The organism is Paenibacillus apiarius, from assembly GCF_017052585.1.
GTDB classification, from domain to species: domain Bacteria; phylum Bacillota; class Bacilli; order Paenibacillales; family Paenibacillaceae; genus Paenibacillus_B; species Paenibacillus_B apiarius.
Window position 1 is genome coordinate 404469 of sequence record NZ_JAFFHZ010000002.1, and the last position, 21693, is coordinate 426161.

At 52.4% G+C, this 21693-nt stretch carries 20 protein-coding genes; 7 read left to right on the plus strand and 13 right to left on the minus strand.

Annotated elements, in window-relative coordinates; all coding sequences use genetic code 11:
- Positions 1-41: 41 nt before the first annotated feature.
- From mutL to JSQ80_RS27895, 10 genes are all read right to left on the minus strand, one after another.
- Positions 42-2222 (minus strand): DNA mismatch repair endonuclease MutL, encoded by a 2181-nt coding sequence (gene mutL / locus JSQ80_RS27850; protein WP_206098025.1) that lies wholly within the window; start codon positions 2220-2222, stop codon positions 42-44.
- Between the two features lie 57 nt (positions 2223-2279).
- The gene (gene mutS, locus JSQ80_RS27855; RefSeq protein ID WP_206098026.1) at positions 2280-5009 is read right to left on the minus strand and encodes a DNA mismatch repair protein MutS; all 2730 of its coding nucleotides are present in this window, start codon (positions 5007-5009) and stop codon (positions 2280-2282) included.
- A gap of 73 nt (positions 5010-5082) precedes the next feature.
- The gene (locus JSQ80_RS27860) at positions 5083-6741 is read right to left on the minus strand and encodes a putative amidoligase domain-containing protein (RefSeq protein ID WP_206098027.1); all 1659 of its coding nucleotides are present in this window, start codon (positions 6739-6741) and stop codon (positions 5083-5085) included.
- Positions 6742-6983: 242 nt separating this feature from the next.
- Positions 6984-7544, minus strand: coding sequence for an outer spore coat protein CotE (locus JSQ80_RS27865; protein ID WP_206098028.1), 561 nt, complete (start codon positions 7542-7544; stop codon positions 6984-6986).
- Between the two features lie 125 nt (positions 7545-7669).
- Positions 7670-8656 (minus strand): aromatic acid exporter family protein, encoded by a 987-nt coding sequence (locus tag JSQ80_RS27870; protein ID WP_206098029.1) that lies wholly within the window; start codon positions 8654-8656, stop codon positions 7670-7672.
- A gap of 198 nt (positions 8657-8854) precedes the next feature.
- Complete coding sequence (locus JSQ80_RS27875) at positions 8855-9703, minus strand: ABC transporter permease (RefSeq protein WP_206098030.1); 849 nt, start codon at positions 9701-9703, stop codon at positions 8855-8857.
- Complete coding sequence (locus JSQ80_RS27880; protein ID WP_087435484.1) at positions 9681-10481, minus strand: ABC transporter ATP-binding protein; 801 nt, start codon at positions 10479-10481, stop codon at positions 9681-9683. Before JSQ80_RS27880 ends, JSQ80_RS27875 begins: the two co-directional genes overlap by 23 nt.
- A gap of 45 nt (positions 10482-10526) precedes the next feature.
- Positions 10527-11534 (minus strand): ABC transporter substrate-binding protein, encoded by a 1008-nt coding sequence (locus tag JSQ80_RS27885; RefSeq protein WP_206098031.1) that lies wholly within the window; start codon positions 11532-11534, stop codon positions 10527-10529.
- A gap of 182 nt (positions 11535-11716) precedes the next feature.
- Complete coding sequence (locus tag JSQ80_RS27890; RefSeq protein WP_087435482.1) at positions 11717-11977, minus strand: metal-sensitive transcriptional regulator; 261 nt, start codon at positions 11975-11977, stop codon at positions 11717-11719.
- 249 nt (positions 11978-12226) lie between these two features.
- Positions 12227-13741 carry a carboxypeptidase M32 gene (locus tag JSQ80_RS27895; protein WP_206098032.1) on the minus strand — a complete coding sequence of 505 codons (1515 nt, stop codon included), beginning with the start codon at positions 13739-13741 and terminating at the stop codon, positions 12227-12229.
- A 109-nt stretch (positions 13742-13850) separates the two neighbouring features.
- Between JSQ80_RS27895 and JSQ80_RS27900 the strand changes: the two genes are divergently transcribed.
- Positions 13851-14207, plus strand: a complete 357-nt coding sequence (locus JSQ80_RS27900) for an iron-sulfur cluster biosynthesis family protein (protein ID WP_206098033.1) — start codon at positions 13851-13853, stop codon at positions 14205-14207.
- Between the two features lie 21 nt (positions 14208-14228).
- Entirely contained in the window at positions 14229-14849 is a 621-nt protein-coding gene (locus JSQ80_RS27905; protein WP_206098034.1) for a beta-class carbonic anhydrase, read from the plus strand.
- Positions 14850-15090: 241 nt separating this feature from the next.
- Here JSQ80_RS27905 and JSQ80_RS27910 read toward each other — a convergent pair whose 3' ends face one another.
- On the minus strand, positions 15091-16092 hold the full coding sequence (locus JSQ80_RS27910) for a CobW family GTP-binding protein (protein ID WP_206098035.1): 1002 nt from the start codon (positions 16090-16092) through the stop codon (positions 15091-15093).
- 308 nt (positions 16093-16400) lie between these two features.
- On the opposite strand from JSQ80_RS27910, the gene JSQ80_RS27915 reads away from it, so the two are divergent.
- Positions 16401-16943, plus strand: a complete 543-nt coding sequence (locus tag JSQ80_RS27915) for a PadR family transcriptional regulator (RefSeq protein WP_087435477.1) — start codon at positions 16401-16403, stop codon at positions 16941-16943.
- Positions 16944-16993: 50 nt separating this feature from the next.
- Here JSQ80_RS27915 and JSQ80_RS27920 read toward each other — a convergent pair whose 3' ends face one another.
- Complete coding sequence (locus JSQ80_RS27920; protein WP_206098036.1) at positions 16994-17557, minus strand: DUF309 domain-containing protein; 564 nt, start codon at positions 17555-17557, stop codon at positions 16994-16996.
- 261 nt (positions 17558-17818) lie between these two features.
- Here JSQ80_RS27920 and JSQ80_RS27925 point away from each other — a divergent pair, with 261 nt between their 5' ends.
- The 4 genes from JSQ80_RS27925 (at position 17819) to JSQ80_RS27940 (ending at position 19592) form a co-directional block, all read left to right on the plus strand.
- Positions 17819-18256: a hypothetical protein gene (locus JSQ80_RS27925; protein ID WP_206098037.1), complete on the plus strand. Its 438-nt coding sequence runs from the start codon at positions 17819-17821 to the stop codon at positions 18254-18256.
- Positions 18256-18546 carry a YxcD family protein gene (locus JSQ80_RS27930; RefSeq protein WP_206098038.1) on the plus strand — a complete coding sequence of 97 codons (291 nt, stop codon included), beginning with the start codon at positions 18256-18258 and terminating at the stop codon, positions 18544-18546. Before JSQ80_RS27925 ends, JSQ80_RS27930 begins: the two co-directional genes overlap by 1 nt.
- 271 nt (positions 18547-18817) lie before the next feature.
- Complete coding sequence (locus tag JSQ80_RS27935) at positions 18818-19051, plus strand: hypothetical protein (protein WP_019420461.1); 234 nt, start codon at positions 18818-18820, stop codon at positions 19049-19051.
- 214 nt (positions 19052-19265) lie between these two features.
- Positions 19266-19592, plus strand: coding sequence for a helix-turn-helix domain-containing protein (locus JSQ80_RS27940; protein ID WP_087435473.1), 327 nt, complete (start codon positions 19266-19268; stop codon positions 19590-19592).
- On the opposite strand, the gene JSQ80_RS27945 is transcribed toward JSQ80_RS27940, so the two are convergent.
- Positions 19589-21682 (minus strand): sensor histidine kinase, encoded by a 2094-nt coding sequence (locus tag JSQ80_RS27945; RefSeq protein ID WP_206098039.1) that lies wholly within the window; start codon positions 21680-21682, stop codon positions 19589-19591. The two genes, JSQ80_RS27940 and JSQ80_RS27945, sit on opposite strands and share 4 nt — an antisense overlap.
- Positions 21683-21693 lie beyond the last annotated feature (11 nt).

Sequence of the window (21693 nt, forward strand, 5' to 3'; positions counted from 1 at the left end):
GGAAACACAAATACCGCCCTTTTAGGGGTTATTCAGCCCTTTTACATAACCCGCTTGAACATTTTTTCCAAATCATAGGTTGTAAAACGCACGACTATCGGCCTGCCATGCGGGCACGTGTACGGTTGACGGCACGTGGCGAGCCGGGCGAACAACGTCTCCGCTTCGGCATCGGACAGTCTCTGATTCGCTTTAATCGACGCTTTGCAGGAGCACATAATAGCCGACGCTTCGCGCAATTTTGCAATATCCGGCGCTTTTTCGCCCAGCACCCAATCCGTCATTTCCTGAATGATCGCCGTTTCCTGCCCCTTCGGGAACCAGTATGGATGGGATCTGACCAGAAACGTCTGTCCGCCGAATGGTTCCATCTGCATGCCGATCTGCTCGAGCAGATGCATACGCTCACGAATGCGCGCTGCTTCCGACGGCGTGAATTCCAACGTAATCGGCAGCAGCAGCTCTTGGGACGCTTGAGCCGGCTGGCCGAATTGCTCATAGTAATATTCGTAATTAATGCGCTCATGCGCCGCATGCTGATCGATAAGGTACAGCCCTTCTTCATTGGAGGCTATGAGATAAGTCCCATGCAGCTGTCCGATCAACGACAGTGCCGGAAAGGGCGGCAAAGCCGCTTCCGCCGACCCATCGCCGCTATCCATCCATTCCTTCCATGCGTCTCCGCTCTTCTTCGGCATGCTGCCTGCGGCAGGAGGCGGAACTCGATCGCGGAAGCCGCGTTCTTCCCGCTCCCCGTACCGCGGCTTCGGTTCATGCACGTAAGAAGCGCGCGCACCCGTGTCAACAGGAAGCCGAGGCGGTTCGCTCTGTCTAGTCGCGGCGATCTGCTGCTTCCCTGCATCGTGTGGAACAACTCCGCGGCTCTCAACCGCTTCATGCGGTTGAACAGGAATGGCGCTGTTCTTTGGAACAGCCGATTCCCGCTCAACACGGGGAGCGACTGCCGCCGCCTTCGTCTCAGCCTGTATGTTCATGTCCACCGCATAACCGGATGCTTCCTGAGCCGCAACAGCCCCTGCTTTCGCCTCAGGGACATTAGTCGCAGGCGGCGAGCTTTCGCCATTGCTGCCGGGCGAAGGAATCAACGCCCCCATCGGCTTCAGCTGCGGTTCATTGTTGGCGTCCACCGTCGGGGCAGAGGCCCATTGCAGCTCCGTCTGCTCCACGAAAGTGCGCACCTTCGCTTTCGGCGGCGCCGCCTTCGGTATCAGCTGCTGCTTCAGCAGCAGCTCCCTCAGCGTGCTCTCGACGAATTCGCACAGCTCGGCTTCTTTGCTGAAGCGCACCTCCAGCTTGGCCGGATGGACGTTCACATCGACGAGCGTCGGATGCATCCGCGTCTGCAGCACAACCATAGGAAAGCGATTGATCGGCAGCAGCGTATGATAAGCGCGCAACACGGCCTGATTCAATGGGAAGCTGCGCACATATCTGCCGTTAACGAACCACGACATCGCATTCCGGTTCGAACGCGTCATTTCGGGCTTGCCGATATATCCTTCCAGCTCGAAGTCCAAATGCTCCGCCGTCACCTTCATCATGCCCTTAGCCGTATGAACGCCGTATACAGCGGCGATAACCTGCAGCAAGTCACCGTTGCCGATCGTCTGCAAGAGCGTGTTATCGTTATGTTTCAAAGTGAAGGCAATGTTCGGATACGATAATGCCAGACGGTAGATAAGATCGGAAATATGCCCCAATTCGGTCTGAATCGTCTTCATATATTTCAAGCGCGCGGGCGTATTGTAAAAGAGCTCGCGCACCGTAAATTCCGTGCCTTGCATCGATTGCGCCGGCTCCAGCGTCTTGACGGTTCCGCCTTCGATGACAAGCCGCCGTCCCAGTCCGCTGTCATCGGTGGCTGTCACGACGTCCACCTTGGCCACGGCGGCAATACTCGGCAGCGCTTCGCCGCGAAAGCCAAGGCTCCGAATGGCGAACAGATCCTTGCCGGTTACAATCTTGCTGGTCGCATGCCGCTGGAACGCGTTCTCCACATCATCGTCCCCAATGCCAGAGCCGTTGTCCTTGACTCGGATAAGCTGCAGCCCGCCCTCTTCGACCGTCACGTCGATGCGCGTGCTGCCGGCGTCAATGGCATTTTCCACTAGCTCCTTAACGACGGATGATGGCCGTTCGACCACCTCTCCCGCCGCAATCTGGTTAGCTATATGCTCGTCCAATATTTTTATGACCGCCACGCTCGAATACCTCCCTATTCAACAAGCTTGACTACCGTATTTCTCGCCGCCCGGCTGTCATTGCTTCAACGCGCGGGCTTGTCTCATCAAATCATGGAGCCGGTTCATCGCTTCGAGCGGCGTCATCGACAAGACGTCCACCTCTTGCAGCTCGCGGATGAGCTGTGCCCCTTCGCCTGCCGCAACGGCATCGGAGGCAGGATGCGGCGTCTGAACTGCAGGCTGATCTTGCGCAAAGCCACCGGCCTGAGCGGCGTCATGCGCGGTTGCGGCAGCTGCCGCTTGATCTGCCGCAGCTGCCGATTCGCTCCAACCGAACAGCGACAGCTGCTCCACTCCGTTAACGCTCGCCTGTGCCTCCTCAGCTGGCGCAGCATCTGTCAAGGGCTCCGCAGCCGAGCGAGGCTCATACTGCTTCAGCAGATCGTATGCGCGCGTGATAATCGAATCCGGAATACCCGCAAGACGGGCGCAATAGATGCCGTAGCTGGTGCTCGCCGCGCCCGGAATCAGCTTGCGCAGGAAAGCGACTTGGTTGCCGCTTTCCTTCACGGCCATGCACACATTTCTTAAATGGGGCAATCGCTCCTCCAAATGCGCCAGCTCATGGAAGTGAGTCGAGACGAGCGCTTTGCAGCCAATCTCATCGTGCACGAATTCGATAACGGCTTGCGCGATGGACATCCCCTCGCTGGTCGAGGTTCCCCGTCCCAGCTCATCGATGATGACGAGGCTCCGGCGAGTGGCTTTTGCCGTCATCACTTGGATGTCCATCATTTCGACCATGAACGTGCTCTGTCCGCCAATCAGATCGTCCGCCGCTCCGATACGGGTAAAAATGCGATCGATAATCGGCATCTCCGCCCGTTCCGCCGGAACGAAGCAGCCGATCTGCGCCATAATGGAAATAAGCGCAACTTGGCGCATATAAGTGCTCTTCCCGGCCATATTCGGCCCCGTAATGAGCAGCATGCCGGCTTCCGTCTCGTTCAGCAGCGTGTCATTGGCCATGAAATTGCCGCTCTGCATAACCGCCTCCACGACAGGATGCCGTCCCGCATCAATATGCATCTCATAGCCCTCAATAAGCTGCGGACGGACAAAACGCCGCGCAGCGCTGACATTGGCGAGCGATTGATACACATCGATCTCGGCCACCGTCTCCGCCAGTGTCTGCAATCGGCGAATGTGCTCGGCAATGCGCTGCCGCAATTCGCTGAACAGCTCATATTCAAGGCCGACCATCTTGTCTTCCGCTTCCAGAATGAGCGCTTCTTTCTCCTTCAGCTCTGCGGTGACGAAGCGCTCCGCATTGGCAAGCGTCTGCTTCCGTTCGTACCGCCCTTCCGGCAACGAAGCCAGATTGGACCGCGTTACTTCGATGTAATAACCGAACACCTTGTTGTATCCGATCTTGAGCGACTTAATGCCCGTCGCTTCCCGTTCTCTCCGTTCCAGCTCCGCAATCCACCGCTTGCCGTTCACGCTCGCCTCGCGCAGCTGGTCAAGATAATCGTCACAGCCTGGCTTGATCAAGCCGCCGTCACGAACCGAGATCGGAGGCTCGTCCACGATGGTGTGATCAATCCATTCCGCGATATCTTCACACGAATCAAGCTCCGCCACCCGTGCTTGGAGCGTCGCTGAGGACGTCTCCGCGCAGAGCTGCTTCAAGGCGGGAATTTTGTGCAGCGATGCTTTTAACGCCACCAAATCGCGCCCGTTCGCCGTACCGAAGGCGATGCGGCCGACCAAACGCTCCAAGTCATATATGGAAGCCAATTGCTCGCGGATATCTTCGCGCCAAATCATCTGATTGTAAAGTGTCTCCACGGCTTCGAGGCGTTCCTCGATAGCGCGGCGGTTCATCAAAGGCTTGTCGATCCAGCGGCGCAGAAGACGCGCCCCCATGGATGTCTCCGTGCGGTCCAGCAGCCAGAGCAAGGAACCTTTCTTCGCCCGTTCGCGCACCGTCTCCGTCAGCTCCAGATTGCGCCGCGTAAAGGAATCAAGCACTAAGTATTGGTCCGGCTCGTATGTGCGGATCTGCGTCAATTGGCTTAACGAGCGCTTCTGCGTTTCCGCCAAATAAGCCATGAGCATCGCTACCGCCTGCTGGCGCTCGGGCTCCAAGCGGGTCAGCTCCGCCTCTCCGAATTGCTTGCGCGCGAGCGAGTCATCCATGCGCGTCCATGAAGTAAAGAGCACCGCTTGATTCCAAGCCTTCGCGATCGGCTCCGCTTGCTCCAGCAGCCCGCTTGAGCCGATAATTTCAGTTGGCATGTACACATTCAGCTCATCCAGCAGCCATGAATGGGATGCAGGGGCCGAAGTCACGACCATTTCCCCCGTAGACAAGTCGCAGGCAGCCAATGCGTTGGCATCCCCATGCCCGGTCAGGCACACCAAGTAATGGTTCGATTTCTCGTCAATCAATTTGCCTTCCATGACGGTGCCCGGCGTGACGATGCGCACAATTTCGCGCCGCACGACGCCTTTCGCGGCTGACGGATCCTCCACCTGCTCGCATATCGCGACTTTATATCCTTTTTCAATCAAGCGTTGAATATAGTTTTCGGCGGAATGATAAGGCACTCCGCACATCGGAATGCGCTCTTCCCCGCCGCCTTCTCTGCCTGTTAACGTAATCTCCAATTCTTTGGCCGCCCGAATGGCGTCATCAAAGAACATCTCATAGAAATCCCCGAGACGGAAAAACAAAAATGCGTCTTCAACCTGTTGTTTAATCGACAAATATTGTTCAATCATCGGCGTATATTTCGCCATAAGCAACCTCCGCTACCATGAATAGAGTTATATTATATCAAAAAAAGAGCATATACTCACGCCGCATATCGTTTCAATATTCGTACATGTTCAAATGCTCCGCTTCCATGCGATTCGCCATGCCGTCATGCAGCCATGCCGCACGGATGTCTTCATTCTCATTCCAGCGCCAGCCAGTGTCGATTCGCGTGTACAAGGAACGGATCGCTAGAATATCCGCGCGTACAAGCCGGGAATCACCCTCCATACCGCCGCCCATACCGCTATCCAACGCATCCAGCACTTCTTGAAGCAGCGCAAGCGCCAACGGCCGCAGCTCTGTGACCGTCTCTCCTTCGCCGCCCCGATAGTAGCGCCGCACAACCTCCGTACGCACGCTGTCTCTTCGCGCCAGCATGGCCCCATGCACGATGACGGAGTGGAATAAGGAGAGCACTTCCAGCGCCAATTGCGGACTCTCCAGGAAACTTGGCAGCGTGCGGTATTCGAATCCGCCATCTCCGCCATGCTCCTGCAGCCGCACGTCTCCGAACGTGCCGTACTTCGGCCGCCGGCGCACAGCCCCATGCGGGTCCTCTATCAATGCTAACGGAAGTGCGACATATGTATCAAGCATGCGGACGAGATCGCTCGTAAGAGCGATGCCGCTGACATGGATATGTCCGCCAAGAGCGAAGCTCCCGAGCGGTTGGCTTCCAGCGAGCCACTTCAACGCCGCGCCATCTGCATCCTTCTCCCGGATTAAGCGGGCAGCCCGTGCCATGGCGGCGCGCAGATGCCGCAGCAGCTGTGCGGGGGCCGCAGCAGGAGCCGGACGCAGCTCCACGAGGGGATAGCGGATTTTGCCTTGGATGCGCACCGCATCGCACCCGGCAACCCCTCCCCGCGGCAAATACCGGATCGCCGGAACGATTTTACGCCGCTCCGGGTGATACAGAATCAGCTCCATATCGAGGCCGAGCTTCAACGTCCTCTTCGGCTCCTTTCGGCTTCTCTCCGTTTCGGCAAGCGTCTTGGACCACGCGGAAATATACCGTGACATCACCCATTCCGGGAGAAGCCGCGGAGCCGGCTCTACCCGCTCGATGACGTCTCCCGCCTGCGGCTCATCCGCCATGCCTGCCGGCCATTCAGCATGAGCCCCCGAATCCGCAGAATGATAGCGGAGGGTAATCGCGGCGGTATCCCATCCGAGCGCATAAGCCGCTCTAACCGCCAGACGTCCGAGCCGCCGGTACGGAGGCTGTGACCAATCGTCTGCCGGAAGGTAGCCGTATCCGCCTTGCGGCGTCCGCATACAGTGCGCCGCGGCGACGACTTCACATTGATTCACCCAGAAGCACAACGTGCGGACAAAACGCCGGCTGTTCTGAATCGGATACGGCGCGGACCATGCCGCTTTTTCCGCTACCGGAAGCCCCCATGAGCGCAGGCGCAGGCGCATCGTGCGATGATTCCATGCCTGAGCGAAGCGGTTCAGAACGATTATCCCGTGCTGCCTGCCTAACCGCACGGCACGCTTGGCCAACTCCTGCAATACGACCTGCTTGTGAGCATGGCGCATCCACAGCACAACGAGACAATCTTCGCCGATTCCGCCGTGACCGGATTCCGTCAGTTCCTTGAATTGCCCATGCAATGCGGCCGGAATTCCGGTCCCGTTCCACATTTGACAGACCCTGTTGTCATCGGTCAGCAGCTGGATAGAATGAGGAATCGCCTCAGCTTTCAATTGGTTCCCCCTCTTTCTAGTCATTCGGTAGTCAAGCACCACTATTTAATTAAAAAAAAGGAGGGCTCCCGCCCTCTTCGATAATGATGTTGCTGCATATTCTAACATATGAAGTACAACAGATGAGGACTGAAGATTGCCGCAGAGCTCGTGACTCACCCACCATGCGCATGTTGGTTGAGAATTAAAGGGGAGAAAGAAATAAGAAAAGCGCCGCAAACGTGAAGGGCTTGCGGCGATGACTACAACTCCTCATCCGACAAGTCCGGGTCTAAATCGTCGAATCCGTCGTCCTGGCTGCCAAAGTCGAAGTCCTTGTCTTCAAAGTCAAGGCAACCGTTCGGGCATACGCGTACACATACTTTAGTCTCTGCCACCATTTCCACGGAGAACTCACGCTCTACGCGAATCATGACGCCGGTTCCGCTTGACGATACACTGGCCTCTACGCAGTTCGGCTCTTGAATCGCTTCCGCCGACACTTCCTCCGTCGCGGCGCGATGCTTCGGGTCGACATACGACAATGGAACGAGATCGACATACGACACCGTTTCTTTCGCAACATCCGTTTGGGAGTTGTTATTGTACGAATACCAGATGTTGATGTCGTAAGTACCGATGACCTCAATGCCATCTCCTGCCCGCACCGATTCATATTGATGGTTTATAATCCATGCCCCCAATATGCTAGTCGGATGATGAGGCGGAGTGACCGTATGTGTGACGACGGAGAACTTGCGACCTTTACCGCAGATTGCTTTTGTGATGATCTGCCGGCAGTGGTGTTTATCTGTAATTGCCATCTAATGGACCTCCTCCATACAATCATTCAATTAAAGTGTATGCGAGACATCCGTCTAGAGTGACAACAATTTTTTGAGAGGCCTTTCATTTTTTAAAAGAACAATAATCCTTGCAGTGACGCGGTTTACAGAGCAGCTCGTAACCTTTTCTTGTCTTTTTTCGCTATCTTTAAATATTGCTGCAGCTCCCGGTTCACTTGCAAGACCGCTGCGCGAACCTCAAATTCCTGCCGCGTCGCGGGCAAATCCATTTCGCGGAAGACGCCCTCCAGCTTAATAAGAAGCTGCTCGGTCTTGCCGGTATAGTAAGGTTCTTTCACATCATCGCTCAACTGGTCGAACAGATCCGCCACCAAATGGCATTGCGGCAGCGATTGGTACACCTGCGACAGCAGCTGGAGCATGTTCTGCACATTTTCCAGCTGCGCTTTGCGCATATAAAAGTAGACAAGCCATTGCTCATCCGCTTGAATCTCCTCCGTCCGCAAGAGGCGATTCTCCAACGCTTTCGAGGCGATCGCTATCCCTTCATTCACCTTCTCATCCGCTTCGATAATTTCTTGACCGCCCCACATATAGGCGGAATCGCGCAGCGTTCTGCTGATTTGAATAAAAATGCGTGAGAACTGCTCGTCCACCTCTTTGCGTATCTGAACAAGCTTGTCCTCTTCATTCGGCATGTAGACGAGATTGACGAGGGTCGCAGCGCCCAATCCGATCATGAGCAGCAGCACTTCGTTAAATATCCCGTGCAGCGTCAGTTCGCCCGCGCCATATATATGAAATACGACAACCGAGCTGGTGACGATGCCTTCCTTAAAGTTAAGACGGGCAATGATGGGAAAAGCGAGCAAAATATATAAAGCCAACACCCATAATTGAAACCCAATCACTCCGAACAATACAGCGGCCAGGAGAAGCCCGACCAATGACGCCAAAAAGCGTGCGGACACCGTCTTAACGCTTCGTTTGCGCGTGACGTCCACGCCTAATATGGCAAGCAGCCCCGCTCCAAGCGGATTCATCGCGCCGACCAGATCGGCGGTGATGATGGCGAAAATAGAAGCGATCGCCGTCTTAATGACACGAACTCCGACAAAGCCGAACACCATGAATATGTACTCCTTCATTCCAGTCTCTAAGAGGTTTATCAAAAAGTCGCTTTTGAATACGAACTTTAACGCATTCCGATATTATATTATATCGGCTCCGCTCCACGGTTGCAAAAAAGGAGAAATGTCTTTTTTTGACACCTCCCCTCAGGCTTGAAAGCAGGTTATCCAGTTGGCAAGCCAATTGCTTAAGCAGCGTTATAAGCGGCGAAGCAGCTTCCGTTCCAAAAAAACGACCGCTTTGTACATCAATGTGGCCACGACAGCAATGATAAGGAGTGACGACATGACGAGCGTAAAGTTAAACACTTGAAAGCCATAAATGATTAAGTAGCCCAAGCCGACCTTGGAAACAAGAAATTCCCCGACTATGACCCCGACCCAAGCCATCCCTACATTGACCTTCAACGTAGATACAATCGCCGGGAAAGAAGCCGGAAGAATGACCGTGCGGAAGATGACGCTCTTGCTGCCGCCGAACACGCGCACGACCTTTACATAATTCGGATCCACCTCGCGGAAGCTGTTATAGACGACAAGCGTCGTAATGATAACCGTAATGGACAAGGTCGTGGCGACGATGGCCGTAAAGCCGGGCCCGAAGCCGACGATGAACAGCGGTCCCAAAGCCACCTTCGGCATGCTGTTGAATACGACCATATAAGGGTCCAGCACACGCGCGAGAAATTCCGACCACCAAATCATAACCGCAAGCAGCGTGCCGAGTACCGTGCCGAGAAAAAAACCGACCACCGTTTCTCCGACTGTCATGCCGAGATGCGGCCAAATCGACCCATTGGCAAAATCCTGCACGATTTGCGTCCATATTTTGCTCGGATAACTGAATAACAGCACATCAATCCATTTGAAGCGGCCCGCTACTTCCCATAAGGCCACAAATGCAAGCAATATGATGATTTGCGTCAGGGAGACAGCCGCGGCGAATCTGCGGCGCCGCTTGCGATAGCGGGCGTGCGAATGCGCGGCCAAACTGAGGGAATCTGGAAATTCGCCCGCGGCGCTGTCAGCCTCCGTTTGCTTTGCCATCGCTTCCCCTCCGATCCGACGCTTCTAGCTCTTTCCATAAATCATGAAACAAATCATTGAAGCCCGCCTGCTCCCGCGCGTAAAAGGGCTGGGTCTCGCGAATCGATTCCGGCACATCGAATGCGCGGCGGATGTTGCCGGGATCCCGGTTCAGAACGATGACCCGATCGCTTACCGCAATCGCTTCGGACAGATCATGCGTCACGAGCACCGCCGTCTTGCGATGCGCTTTTAATGTTTCTACAATCAGGTCTTCCAATTGAAGCTTCGTCTGATAGTCGAGTGCCGAGAACGGTTCATCCAGCAGCAGCAGCTCCGGTTCGGTCGCCAGCGTGCGCACCAAGGCCACTCTTTGTCTCATGCCTCCGGACAACTGGTGCGGGTAGAGCGATTCCGTTCCTCCTAATCCCATTCCATCGAGCAGTCTGATCACACGTTCCTTCGAGACGGGATTCAACTGCCTCGTCAATTCCAGCCCGATACAGGCATTTTCCAGAATGGTGCGCCACGGAAATAAGTAGTCCTGCTGCAGCATGTAACCGACACGCGGCGAAGGGCCGTTTACACGCTGGCCATATACGGACACGCTGCCGTAAGTTGGCTGCAACAGTCCTGCTATAATCGAGAGCAGCGTCGTCTTGCCGCAACCGCTCGGACCGACGAGGCTTACAAATTGCCCCGGCATAATGGTGACGGACAGTCCGTCGATCGCGAGCTTCGCTTCACGTTCCGTCACATACACATGCGTCACTTGCGACAACTCTACCGCGGGAACCATACATCCGCCCCCTTTCCCAACTCTGTGCCTCTGACGCGCCTCATTTTATTTAACCTTCTGCTTGGCATCCTGAGCGAAATCGTTGTTCACAATCTGCTTCAGGCCAATCCGCTGTTTTAATTCACCGGCAGCCTCCAGCACGTCAAGCAGGTTGTTCCATTCCTTCTCCTCCAATATCGGATCGGCAGCGAACGAGCCTTGATCCTTATATCGCTTTACGGCACTCACGACGATATCCCGATCCGTATCTTTAAAGTAAGGCATAATGACATCCGTTATGGCTTCAGGCGATTCGGAATTCACCCAGCGCTGCGCCTTAACGATCGCATTTGTAAATTTCTGCACCGTTTCTTTATTTTTCGTAATAAAGCTCTGCTTCGTCATAAATACGGTATACGGCAATTGGCCGCTCTCCACGCCAAAGGATGCGACGACGTACCCCTTGCCTTCTCTTTCGAAAATGGAAGCTTGCGGTTCGAACAATTGCACGTATTCGCCGGTGCCGGACGCATATGCGGAAGCCACATTCGCAAAATCAATGTTCTGGATTAACTCCAGATCCCGATGCGGGTCGATTCCGTTCTTTTTGAGCGTGAATTCTCCGGCCATTTGCGGCATCCCGCCCTTGCGCTGACCGAGGAACACGCTGCCCTTTAATTGATTCCAGCCGAATGAATCCGTCTTCGTCCGCTTCATTAAGAACGTTCCATCCGTCTGTGTCAGCTGTGCGAAGTTAATGACCGGATCCTCGGTCCCTTGTTGATATACATAAATCGACGTCTCCGAACCGGCCAACGCGACGTCGATTCCGCCGGACAACAGCGCAGTCATCGTTTTGTCCCCGCCGAAGGTCGTTTGCAGCTCTACATCCAAACCTTCTTCTTCAAAGAAACCTTTGCCCAGCGCAACATATTCCGGCGCATAAAAAATGGAACGGGTCACTTCACCTACTCTTACCTTGATACGGTCTCCTCCGCCGCTGCACGCGCTCAACACGATAGAAAACATGAGGACTGCCGTCATTGTGAATGCTCCCAATCGTTTAGTCATCATCTCCATCCCCTCCTCTGCTTCTTATTCAAGTCCCATGTCTGACACACGAGCAGTTTGCCATGTCGAACGGATATTGCAGTCTATGCATCATGCTTACGTTTGGTTATTTGCCTGTTTATAAAAAAGAAGCGCATTCCGCTTCTTTTCGAAGGGAATGCGCTTTTGCTGCACGTTGGCGCAATTTATCTGCTTTTGACCAATATATTAACGGCTTCCTGAATCACATCGTCCGGATCGTTGCCCTGCTCCAGCTGCTCACGGACACAGGACGCCAAATTCGCGCCGATGACTACTCCAATTGTGCGGTCAACGGCAGTGCGAATCGCCGTAAGCTGGGTAACGACGTCCTTGCAATCCTTTTGCTGCTCCATCATGCTGAGCACGCCGCGAACTTGCCCTTCTACGCGTTTGAGCCGATTTTTGACCGAATCATGATACTCCATCTCGAACCTCCTTTCCATCGAGCCGCAAATCTCAATTCAATATGATATATCAAGCATACCTTGGCTGCGGCTTCGGTTCAATAGGGCGCGCTTTACGGCTTGTTGCTGCGCGGCATCATCTGCTTTGGATCGTTCAGCGCCGCGTTCATCAGGCACAAGATCTGCGGGGAATATCTCCGTTCCGGGAAAATCTTCCAACAAATGAAAACGCAGCCCCGAAGAGCTGCATTGTGCGACAATATGAAGATATTACATACCGTAGACGTCCTTCGACTTCTCTGTCAAATAATCGACCAGATACTGCGGATTCAGCGCCTCGCCCGTCACCTTCATAATAATTTCCGACGGGGTCAGCAATTTGCCGTACTGATAAATTTGCTCGGACAGCCACTCTTTAATTGGAAGCAATTGGCCTTGCGCAATCGTATCGTCGAAAGAAGGCATTGCCTTGCGCAATGTATTCATAATTTGGGCGGCATACATGTTGCCGAGCGAGTAGGAAGGGAAGTAACCGAAGCCGCCACCTGCCCAGTGCACGTCTTGAAGCACCCCTTCACCATCGTTCTGCGGACGGACACCGAGATAGGATTCATATTTTTCTTGCCATACCCGCGGTAAGTCATCAACCGACAGCTCATCATTGAAGAGCATTTTTTCGATCTCATACCGGATAATAATATGTAGGTTATAAGTGACCTCATCCGCTTCGATTCGAATAAGGGAAGGCTCTACCCGATTGATCGCGCGGTAGAACATGTCCTCTGTAACATTCTGCAGCTGGGTCGGGAACGTGTTCTGCAGCAAGTCATAATAGTGCTGCCAGAACGGGCGGCTGCGGCCGACTACATTTTCCCAGAACCGTGACTGGGATTCATGAATTCCCATCGACGTGCCGGACGAGAGCGGCGTCCCTGCGAACTCTTTGCTAATATTTTGCTCGTAGAGCGCATGGCCTCCTTCATGCAGCGAACTGAAGATGGCGCTGGCCACATCGTCCGTCTTATAGTTGGTCGTAATCCGCGCATCGCCCGGATTCAAGCCAATCATGAACGGATGCACGCTTTCATCCAATCTGCCCGCATCGAAATCGTAGCCCATTTCTTTCAGCAATTGAAGACTGATCGCTTTCTGGCCTTCAATAGGGCACTCGCGATACAGGAACTCGAATTCAGGCTGCGATGAAGCCTGAACGGATTGTACAAGCGGAACCAAAGAATCCCGCAGCTGACCGAACGTCTCATCAAGCTTGGCTACGGTCATACCGGGTTCATACATATCGAGCAAAGTGTCATAGCGCGTATCTTTAACGCCCCAGTAATCAATGAATTGCTGAGTCTTCGCCACAATATCCCGCAAATACGGCTTGAACATCTCGAAGTCGGCTTTCTCCTTCGCTTCTTCCCACACCGTCTCCGCATGGGACGTCAGCACGACATATTCCTGATACAGCTCAGGCGGAATCAGGCGGCTGCGGTTGAATTCCTTGCGGGCATCTGTCACCATCTTGCGATCGGCGGCGCTTAACGCTTGGAACTGATCCGGCTGTTCAAGCGCATCCAAGCAGCTTCCCATCTCGTCCGATACGGACAGCTTAAACATATCGCCCGACAGGACGCCTATCGTCTGCGCCCGCTGCTCGGCGCCTTTGCGCGGCGCGCCTGTGCGCAAGTCCCACTGCATCAATCCGATCGCTTCTTCATAACTTTTCAATTTTCCAGTGATATTATGAAATTGCTGCAAAACCGATTGATTTTGTGTACTCATCTGCCATTCACCCCATTTTACGTAATCCCTTCCTCTTGATGATACGTGGTGGACACGATATAATCAACTTTCAATAGCGGTTGAATCGCACGTAAAGGAGCTGGAACAGATGTCCGTCATGATTCAAATTACGGAAGCGGCCGCTTCCGCACTGGCGAACCGGCTAGTCGAATCCTGCTCTGGGAAAGGTATCATCAAGCTTATTTATGATACGGACGGTTGCGGCTGCGCCGTCAATGGAGTGCCGGCCTTACGGCTGCTCGACGAGCCTGCCCCATTCGATCTGGCCGTGGACACGAATACCGGCTGGACATGGGTTATGGATAAGCATCAGATGGTGTTTTTCGATGAGGCGCTCGTTCTGGACGTGAGCGGGACGACAGGAATGTTCAAGCTGAGCAGCACGCAGCAAATTTATTCCACGCACGTCGCATGTGAAGATCATCGCAAAGCCCGTGCAAACTAACAGGTTTGGAGGAACCGCAACATGTCCAATATGTGCAATATTTTAGAGTACAATCGTCAATTTGTGGATAGCAAACAGTATGAGCAGTATTTGACTGACAAGTTTCCGGACAAGAAGATGGTTATCATCACCTGCATGGATACGCGTCTGGTCGAGCTGCTGCCGCGGGCGATGAACCTGCGCAACGGCGATGTCAAAATCATTAAAAACGCTGGCGCTATCATATCCCAGCCGTTTGGGAGCGTCGTGCGAAGCGTGCTGGTCGCGATTTATGAATTGGAAGCGACCGAAGTCGTCGTCGTCGGCCACTATGAATGCGGGATGACCGCGCTCAACTCCCAAGGCATTATCGAAAAAGCGAAAGAGCGTGGAATCGAGGATCTCGTCCTCGATACGTTGACGAACTCCGGCATCAAGCTTCATCATTGGCTGCGCGGCTTCGATAACGTGCACGAAGGCGTGCTGAACAGCGTGCGCATCTTGCGCAAACACCCGCTCCTGCCGCCGGATGTGCCGGTTCACGGCATGGTCATCCACCCAGACACCGGCGCTTTGGAATGGATTGCGGACGGTTATCACTATTTGGAAGAGCAGAGCTCCGAGTCTGAGAGCGAAGAGCATTCTCCTTCCGCCACTCGTTAAGCCGTTATCGTAACGGGAAAAGCTCCTGCTTCAGAACCGATGTTCTGTGACAGGAGCTTTTATTGGTTGGGCCCCTATTGATCACGAAGCATCTCCAGATGTGAATCGACATCGAATCTTGCATTCACTCTTGAAGTCCGGTACTCATGTAGTCCCGCCTACACTCCGTTCCTCCTTCTTCGAGTTCTTGCAACCTTCTCGGTGCTGAATAGGGCCAAACAAGGAGCTTCAATTTGGTTATTCATTCACATGCAAGCAGCGATTGTTCGAACGCAGCGGTATCCATCTGTTCCCCGATGACGACAATGACGTCCTTCACATCGCCCTGTGGCGTAATCGGCACAAATTCGGTAGCACGGTAAGCAAACTGAAACATATATCGCTTTGTCGTATCCGTGAAGGTAACAATGCCCTTCGCCCGGTACACATTTGAAGGCAGCGACATCAGCCACTGTTCAAATCGTTCGCTATCGACCGCGCGCGGCATCGTATAGGTCCACACGGTTACAGTATCGTGAGCATGATGATGCATATGGTCCTTGGCTGCAATCGGATTCGGTTTCTCCGCACCGGAAAGGGATCCGCCCGCTTCAATGCAGCTTCTCCACAGCTCCGGCTCCACCTTGGCATGCCTTGTGACCTCGATCCGGGCACCGGCATTCCATTCCCGCAAGCGCAGCTTAACCGCCTCAAGCTGGTCCGCTGTGGCGAGATCCGCTTTGTTGAGCAGAATCAGCTGAGCGGCGCGAACCTGTTCTTGCAGCAGATGCAGCATTTTGCGGCTGCTCTTCCCGGACGCCACTACCGAATTGGGGAGAAATAGATCCGCTAAATGCTTCGCATCCGCCAACGTAACGATAGTCGTCAGCACGACATTCGTATAAAGCGAGATTTCCGTTATCGAATCGACAAGCTCCATCGGCTCGGCAATCCCCGTGCATTCCACATAGATGATGTCAGGTTGTTCTTCTTGAACCAATTCGTACAGCTTCAGGCCGAAATCACCGCGCATCGAGCAGCAGATGCAGCCGTTCAGCATTTCCTTCATCGCAACATCCGCCGGCAGAAGCTGTCCATCCAAGTTCACTTCGCCCGCTTCATTCATGACGACCGCAGGCTTCAGCCCTTGCTCCATGCTCCACTGGATCCATTGCTTCAATAAGGTCGTTTTACCGGTACCCAGAAAGCCGGATAAAATGACAACGGGAATCGTCATATTATGATTTTGTTCGGGAATGGGCATGATTGCATTACCTCATTTCATTTTATGCAGAAATTGAATGTGATGATCTCTATTCCATCACATGATACATCCTTCATAACGAGGGCGCAACCACGGCCTCAATGCGGCTCAAGGCGGTATAGAAAGAAGGTTCGCAAGAAGGGAAACGGCTATTGTGATAGAATAGATATACTAAAAAAAGAAGTTGTGAAATAGAGTATTGCAATTATGTAAACCATTACATATAATATCGTTGTAGACTTGTTCGAGAAAGATGCGATGAGGAAGGAATGCCGTCTAGCAGCAAGTCATTCTGTGGAGGTGTTATTATGCTCAATACGTTATCGTACGGATTACTCGGACTGCTCGCGAGCGAATCTTGCTCCGGATATGATTTAATGCTGCGCATTCAACCGTTCTGGCAGGCTAAGCACAGTCAGATTTATCCGCTGTTGGCCAAGCTGGAACGGGAAGGATTCGTTCAATATGTCCGGATCGAGCAGCGTGACAAGCCGGACAAGAAAGTTTACTCCTTAACCGAGAAGGGCACAGAAGCCGTTCTGGAATGGCTGGGCGAACCGCCTGCAGAGCAAAGTTCGCGCGATGAGTTGAGCTTAAAGACGAAGTGCATTTGGATGACGCAGCGTGACATCGCGATCCCTTTATTTTTAACCCGTCTGAAGCAGCTTGAGACGAGAACCGCATACTACGAAAAGTTACTGCAGCGCATTCCTGAAGAAGAACGCCACGTCCGCTCGAAGCATTTTGGCGATTACGTGCTGCTCCACCGCGCCATTTCATTGGCCGCGGCGCAAATCGAATGGTGCCGTTGGGTTGTCAATATGCTGGAACAAGAGGATGTTCTCACTTGAGAAATACAGGTCCCGCTCTGTCGCGCAGCAAGCGCAATAGAGCGGGATTTTCAGCTTGATTCGGCTCCTCTTTCCCGTTGCTTAAGACGATGAGCTTCCTCCCGTGCGGCAATTACGTCTTGCCGGTCACGAAGCTTGTGGCGATGCACGACCTCATCCATGACATGGCTGTTCGTCAAGCACCACATCCATCCTCTCTGTTCGCACAGCTCCTTGCACCGCTCGCGCAATTCAGGATCCGCAATCGGCAGATTCCATTCCTCGTAGTCAGGGCTTGCCTGCATTCTCTTGCCTGCCGCCAACGCTGAGTTCACTTCCGTCAACTTGATCTGCAATTGGCTTAACAATCGCTCCCCATCAAGCCCCAGATCGCACCAAGGAACTGGGCGTGCGTGCGACAGCGCGCTGCTCAGCATTTTGATCGCGCCTGCCATATTTCCTCTGCGCTCATGATACAAACCGACGGCAATCTGGACGAGCGCGAGCCACCATTGCTTGCGTTCGGCCGACGGCTCGGCCTTCCATAGTTCTTCCATTATTTCATGGCATTCGAACCAATCCCGCGACCCGTGAAAATGCAGTAAATATTCGATATAAGGTTTCGGATAATGCATGCCTTCTCATCCTCCGACAGCATAATAATCATTCTTTTCAACAACGATCTGTATTTATTTATTCGATACAGATGGAGGTTGTTTTTTTATAATAACATAATTCGAATAGTTAACGAGTCCCGAAAAGTGGAGCACACTAAAGTGCGCGACGAAAGTCGCAACTTTAAAATATTTTAACGGAACCGGTTTTTTTTGAAACCTCACCATGCTCCAATCGTATTAGGTATCGGATGATATCTATTCTTCTAGAGGAGGCAATTCATGCGTAAGTGGATAATGGTTGTGATGGCATTCTTCCTTATTTTTGCGGTAACGGCTCCGTCAATGGTAGATGCCAAGCGCGGAGGGTCTTTCCGTTCCGGAGTTAAGAGCTACAGTCCTACTCCGAAAAAAACAGAGAATAAGAGCCAAGTCAATCGTTCCGACAGCTCGAACAGCTCCAAATCGACGGGAGCCGCCAACACACAGAAACGCGGGTTCTTCAGCGGCGGAAGCTTGATGAAAGGCCTGATGATTGGCGGCCTTGCAGGTCTGTTGTTCGGCAGCATGTTCGGCAACCTTGGGTTCTTTGGCGAACTGCTTGGATTGATGGTGAACCTGCTGGCATTGTTCCTTCTCGTATCGCTCGTCCTCATGGTCGTGCGCAAGTTCAGGGAACGGCGCAATCCTCCGAAGCCAGAACACGGGCGGTGGAATTAATGAACATGCGCATCAGCATGGACGAACTCATCAACGCGGTGTGTCTCCATCTGGCCATGCGCAGACAAGTTCAGCCGACAGACGTTCAGGTCGAACTGTGCTGGGACGAAGAGCATGGCTTCACTGCCGAAGTGTGGGTTCAAGGAAGACAGCAGTATTTGATAGAAGCGAATTTGCTTGAGGCCGTAGAGCAATACGTATACAAAGAATATGGCCAGCGGGTGTTTCGTCACCAGATTACATTGGATGTTGACGACGAAATTTGGGCAGATATCGATACAAGCCAATAAATCACATAAGTACATGAAGGCGATAGTGCTTGGATCCGCACGTTGATGTGCAGTGACGGTCCAATCAACTATCGCCTTTTATTTTTCTTTCATTCCTGCTTATTCATGATTCAGTGAGCATTTTTTTGTATTTTGTAACAACATTGTCTTTTGTTTTTAATGTTTATTTAATGTTGCTTAAGTATGATGGGTATAACGGAGATAGATTAATAGAGGTGTTCAAAGAGATGCACTTTTGAGCACGCACTAATAGTAGGAGGTAAGTTGCTATATGAAAACAGTTTACATCGAATTTCAAGAACGACAAGTACCCGTGTTTTGCACAAATATATCGCACAAAAATACATTTTCTTTGCTTATGGATGCCTTGAATCGCAAAGTCCGCACAGGCAAGCGAGCCATCAAAACTTGCTTGGAAACACTAATCAGCATTGAAATCGTAGGATCGGAAGCCATCCTACATACGAGACGGGAAATGGACACGCTCGCGTTATCCCTATACTGATAAACTGATCGTTCCCGCCTGCCGAATGATGAATAGGCATTGGAGTTCGGCGCATTTCCCACAAGGATATGCGCCGTTTTTTTTCATTCGGCGTATGCGGCAAATTGAAAAATACATACTTGACATGATACAATTTGTATCATAAAGTACAAATAGTGCTATAATACTGTTTGCGCTTTATGATATTAGAATGGATAAAGGAGCGAGCTTTGCCATGACCATTGGAGAGCGCTTACGCTGCTTGCGTCTTGCCCGCAATATGTCGCAGCAAGAAGTCGCTCGTCATATCGGAGTGACCCGTTCGGCCTATAGTCATTACGAGATCAACAATCGACAACCTGTATATAGCACGTTGAATAAGCTTGCTTTGTTTTTTGACGTTCCGATCGACTATATCCTCAATGAGGACCGCACCGATTATGCGCGTGAAACGAAACAATTGCTGCAGCTCTGGCATGCGTTGGACCGGTCTTCGAGACAGCATACGCTTCATATCTTGCGCCAATGCATTTTACAACCCGATCATCCCGATAAGCCTTAACGCTGCGAAGTTAGAAGATACGCGGGAAGAATGATATGAAACGTCGTCCCTGCCCCTTGACCGCTTTCCACTCCAATCCGGCCCGAATGAAGCTCGATGACTTCTTTGGCAATTGCCAGTCCGATCCCGCTTCCTCCAGTTGACGAATTTCGCGATTTATCTTTCTTGTAGAATCGATCAAAAATATATGGCAAGTCCTCTTCCCTCACGCCGATGCCCGTGTCTGTAACCTTGATATGCAATGTTTCATTCTCTGCCTCGTATTGTATGCTAATCGTAATCGTTCCGCCTACCGGCGTAAACTTAACCGCATTGTAGATGAGATTATCAAATACTTGCGTCATTCTGTCCAGATCTACTTTGATGACAAGACTGGCTGGAGGAACATCAAGACACGTCTCGTTGTAACAGGCGAACACAAATCCCTTGCCATGAAGTTCCAGCTTATAGTTATCTTCCAGATGAGCGATGAAATGCTCCAGCAGAACCTCTTGCTTCGAAAAGTGGGCTTGCCCCGCTTCCAGTTTGGAGAGCTCAAACATGTCACCGATGAGATGGTTCAGGCCGTTAATCTTGTTGAGCATCAAGCGGATATATTTTTTTTGCTCCTCCTTATCATATACGATTTCATCCTGCAGCACTTCCAAATACCCGCGAATCAGCGTAATCGGAGTACGCAAATCGTGCGATATGTTCGTAAATAAATGCCGCCGGGATATTTCCATGCGCTCCAGCTCTGTATTATTCTTTTCTAAATGAGCGTTCATGCGCATTAATTCCGCCGTGCGATCTTGAATTCTCTGTTCCAGGCTGGCGTTCAGTTCTATCAATTCCGCCGAGACGGATTCCAAATCCGTCAATACTTGCGAATACCGTAACGATATGACGAGAGATTGCAAGAAGATGCATGCGACAAGACCGATCGGCGCCAAGTCGCGAACCGCGGCAAGCTCATGGCTATAGAGGATATCGTTAATGACCAGCACGCTCAGCACCGCGAATCCAATAAGCGCAATATATGCTCCTAGTCTATGATGATGGACGGCTCTGAAATTCATCGCAAAAATATGAACGACAACAGCCATGATATAAATCTGGTAGCCGCTTAAAAAGGACGTGAAGACGCTCGTAGGCAGCAGCACAGTCATCCCGATCAGGATACTGCCCGCCCCGATTAAGAACCGATAGGTGCGCAAGCAGGCGTCCTCCGTGAACAAGTGGCGAACATAACCGACTCCCGTCATGGCGGCAATCAACATCAACATGTATTCGATTCGAGTATTCAAGTTCCAAGACAGCATCGGCAGCCAAGTAAGCAGCAGCATATCCCCCGAAGTCGCGATGCGGAATGCCATCGCTACGCACAACACGCCGAACAGGATTGTATACCTGTCTTTGCGCCGTTCGATGAACAGCCCGATATGATATAAACCGACCATTAGCAAGCACCCGAAGAGGATGCTGTCACGAACCGTTTCCATTTTGCTCTTGCGGATAGCCTGTTCAGCGAGGCCAAAATACGGAGATTGCCATATCCCGCCGCGATGGTGCGAGTAATTAGCAACCTGAATGACGATCTCCGCCTGCTCCCCCGGCACGTGAAACATAGCCGTCCTCCGCCTCGTCGATGGCTCATATGTGTTCTCGTCCTCAGATACGCCGCCTTCTTTTAATACGAGCCTGCCGTTCACCCACAATGAGTAGGAGCTGTATATGCTGGGCAGCCAGACGCCATATAGAGAATCGATATCGTCTTTCAAAATGCGGAGGCGATACGTAGCATAGCCTGCTCCCGAGCGAATCCCTTTCTGTAGCTGGAACTGATTCCATGATGCTGGAACGGGGGCATAATGCGTTGCTTTGCGGGGGGCGGCAATGTCAGTTGGAGACAGCAATTGATGCCAGTTGAACTCCCACTGTCCGTTCAACGGAATAAGCCCTTGGTTCCTGAAATCCCATCCCCTTGCATCCATCACTCCACTTCTCGCCTGCGGAGCGGCATGGCCATCGAGTAGCGAGCCGGACACCTGTAGGATTAAGATTGTTATTAATATGATCGCCATCATAATATGAAAGGTGATTCGGCGCATTTCGTTTCCCC

Coding starts and splice junctions, on each gene's coding strand:
- mutS (WP_206098026.1), bottom strand. CDS start 5,009: ATGGCGAAATATACGCCGATGATTGAACAATATTTGTCGATTAAACAA.
- JSQ80_RS27865 (WP_206098028.1), bottom strand. CDS start 7,544: ATGGCAATTACAGATAAACACCACTGCCGGCAGATCATCACAAAAGCA.
- JSQ80_RS27870 (WP_206098029.1), bottom strand. CDS start 8,656: ATGGTGTTCGGCTTTGTCGGAGTTCGTGTCATTAAGACGGCGATCGCT.
- JSQ80_RS27875 (WP_206098030.1), bottom strand. CDS start 9,703: ATGGCAAAGCAAACGGAGGCTGACAGCGCCGCGGGCGAATTTCCAGAT.
- JSQ80_RS27880 (WP_087435484.1), bottom strand. CDS start 10,481: ATGGTTCCCGCGGTAGAGTTGTCGCAAGTGACGCATGTGTATGTGACG.
- JSQ80_RS27885 (WP_206098031.1), bottom strand. CDS start 11,534: ATGATGACTAAACGATTGGGAGCATTCACAATGACGGCAGTCCTCATG.
- JSQ80_RS27890 (WP_087435482.1), bottom strand. CDS start 11,977: ATGGAGTATCATGATTCGGTCAAAAATCGGCTCAAACGCGTAGAAGGG.
- JSQ80_RS27895 (WP_206098032.1), bottom strand. CDS start 13,741: ATGAGTACACAAAATCAATCGGTTTTGCAGCAATTTCATAATATCACT.
- JSQ80_RS27900 (WP_206098033.1), top strand. CDS start 13,851: ATGTCCGTCATGATTCAAATTACGGAAGCGGCCGCTTCCGCACTGGCG.
- JSQ80_RS27905 (WP_206098034.1), top strand. CDS start 14,229: ATGTCCAATATGTGCAATATTTTAGAGTACAATCGTCAATTTGTGGAT.
- JSQ80_RS27910 (WP_206098035.1), bottom strand. CDS start 16,092: ATGCCCATTCCCGAACAAAATCATAATATGACGATTCCCGTTGTCATT.
- JSQ80_RS27915 (WP_087435477.1), top strand. CDS start 16,401: ATGCTCAATACGTTATCGTACGGATTACTCGGACTGCTCGCGAGCGAA.
- JSQ80_RS27920 (WP_206098036.1), bottom strand. CDS start 17,557: ATGCATTATCCGAAACCTTATATCGAATATTTACTGCATTTTCACGGG.
- JSQ80_RS27925 (WP_206098037.1), top strand. CDS start 17,819: ATGCGTAAGTGGATAATGGTTGTGATGGCATTCTTCCTTATTTTTGCG.
- JSQ80_RS27930 (WP_206098038.1), top strand. CDS start 18,256: ATGAACATGCGCATCAGCATGGACGAACTCATCAACGCGGTGTGTCTC.
- JSQ80_RS27935 (WP_019420461.1), top strand. CDS start 18,818: ATGAAAACAGTTTACATCGAATTTCAAGAACGACAAGTACCCGTGTTT.
- JSQ80_RS27940 (WP_087435473.1), top strand. CDS start 19,266: ATGACCATTGGAGAGCGCTTACGCTGCTTGCGTCTTGCCCGCAATATG.
- JSQ80_RS27945 (WP_206098039.1), bottom strand. CDS start 21,682: ATGCGCCGAATCACCTTTCATATTATGATGGCGATCATATTAATAACA.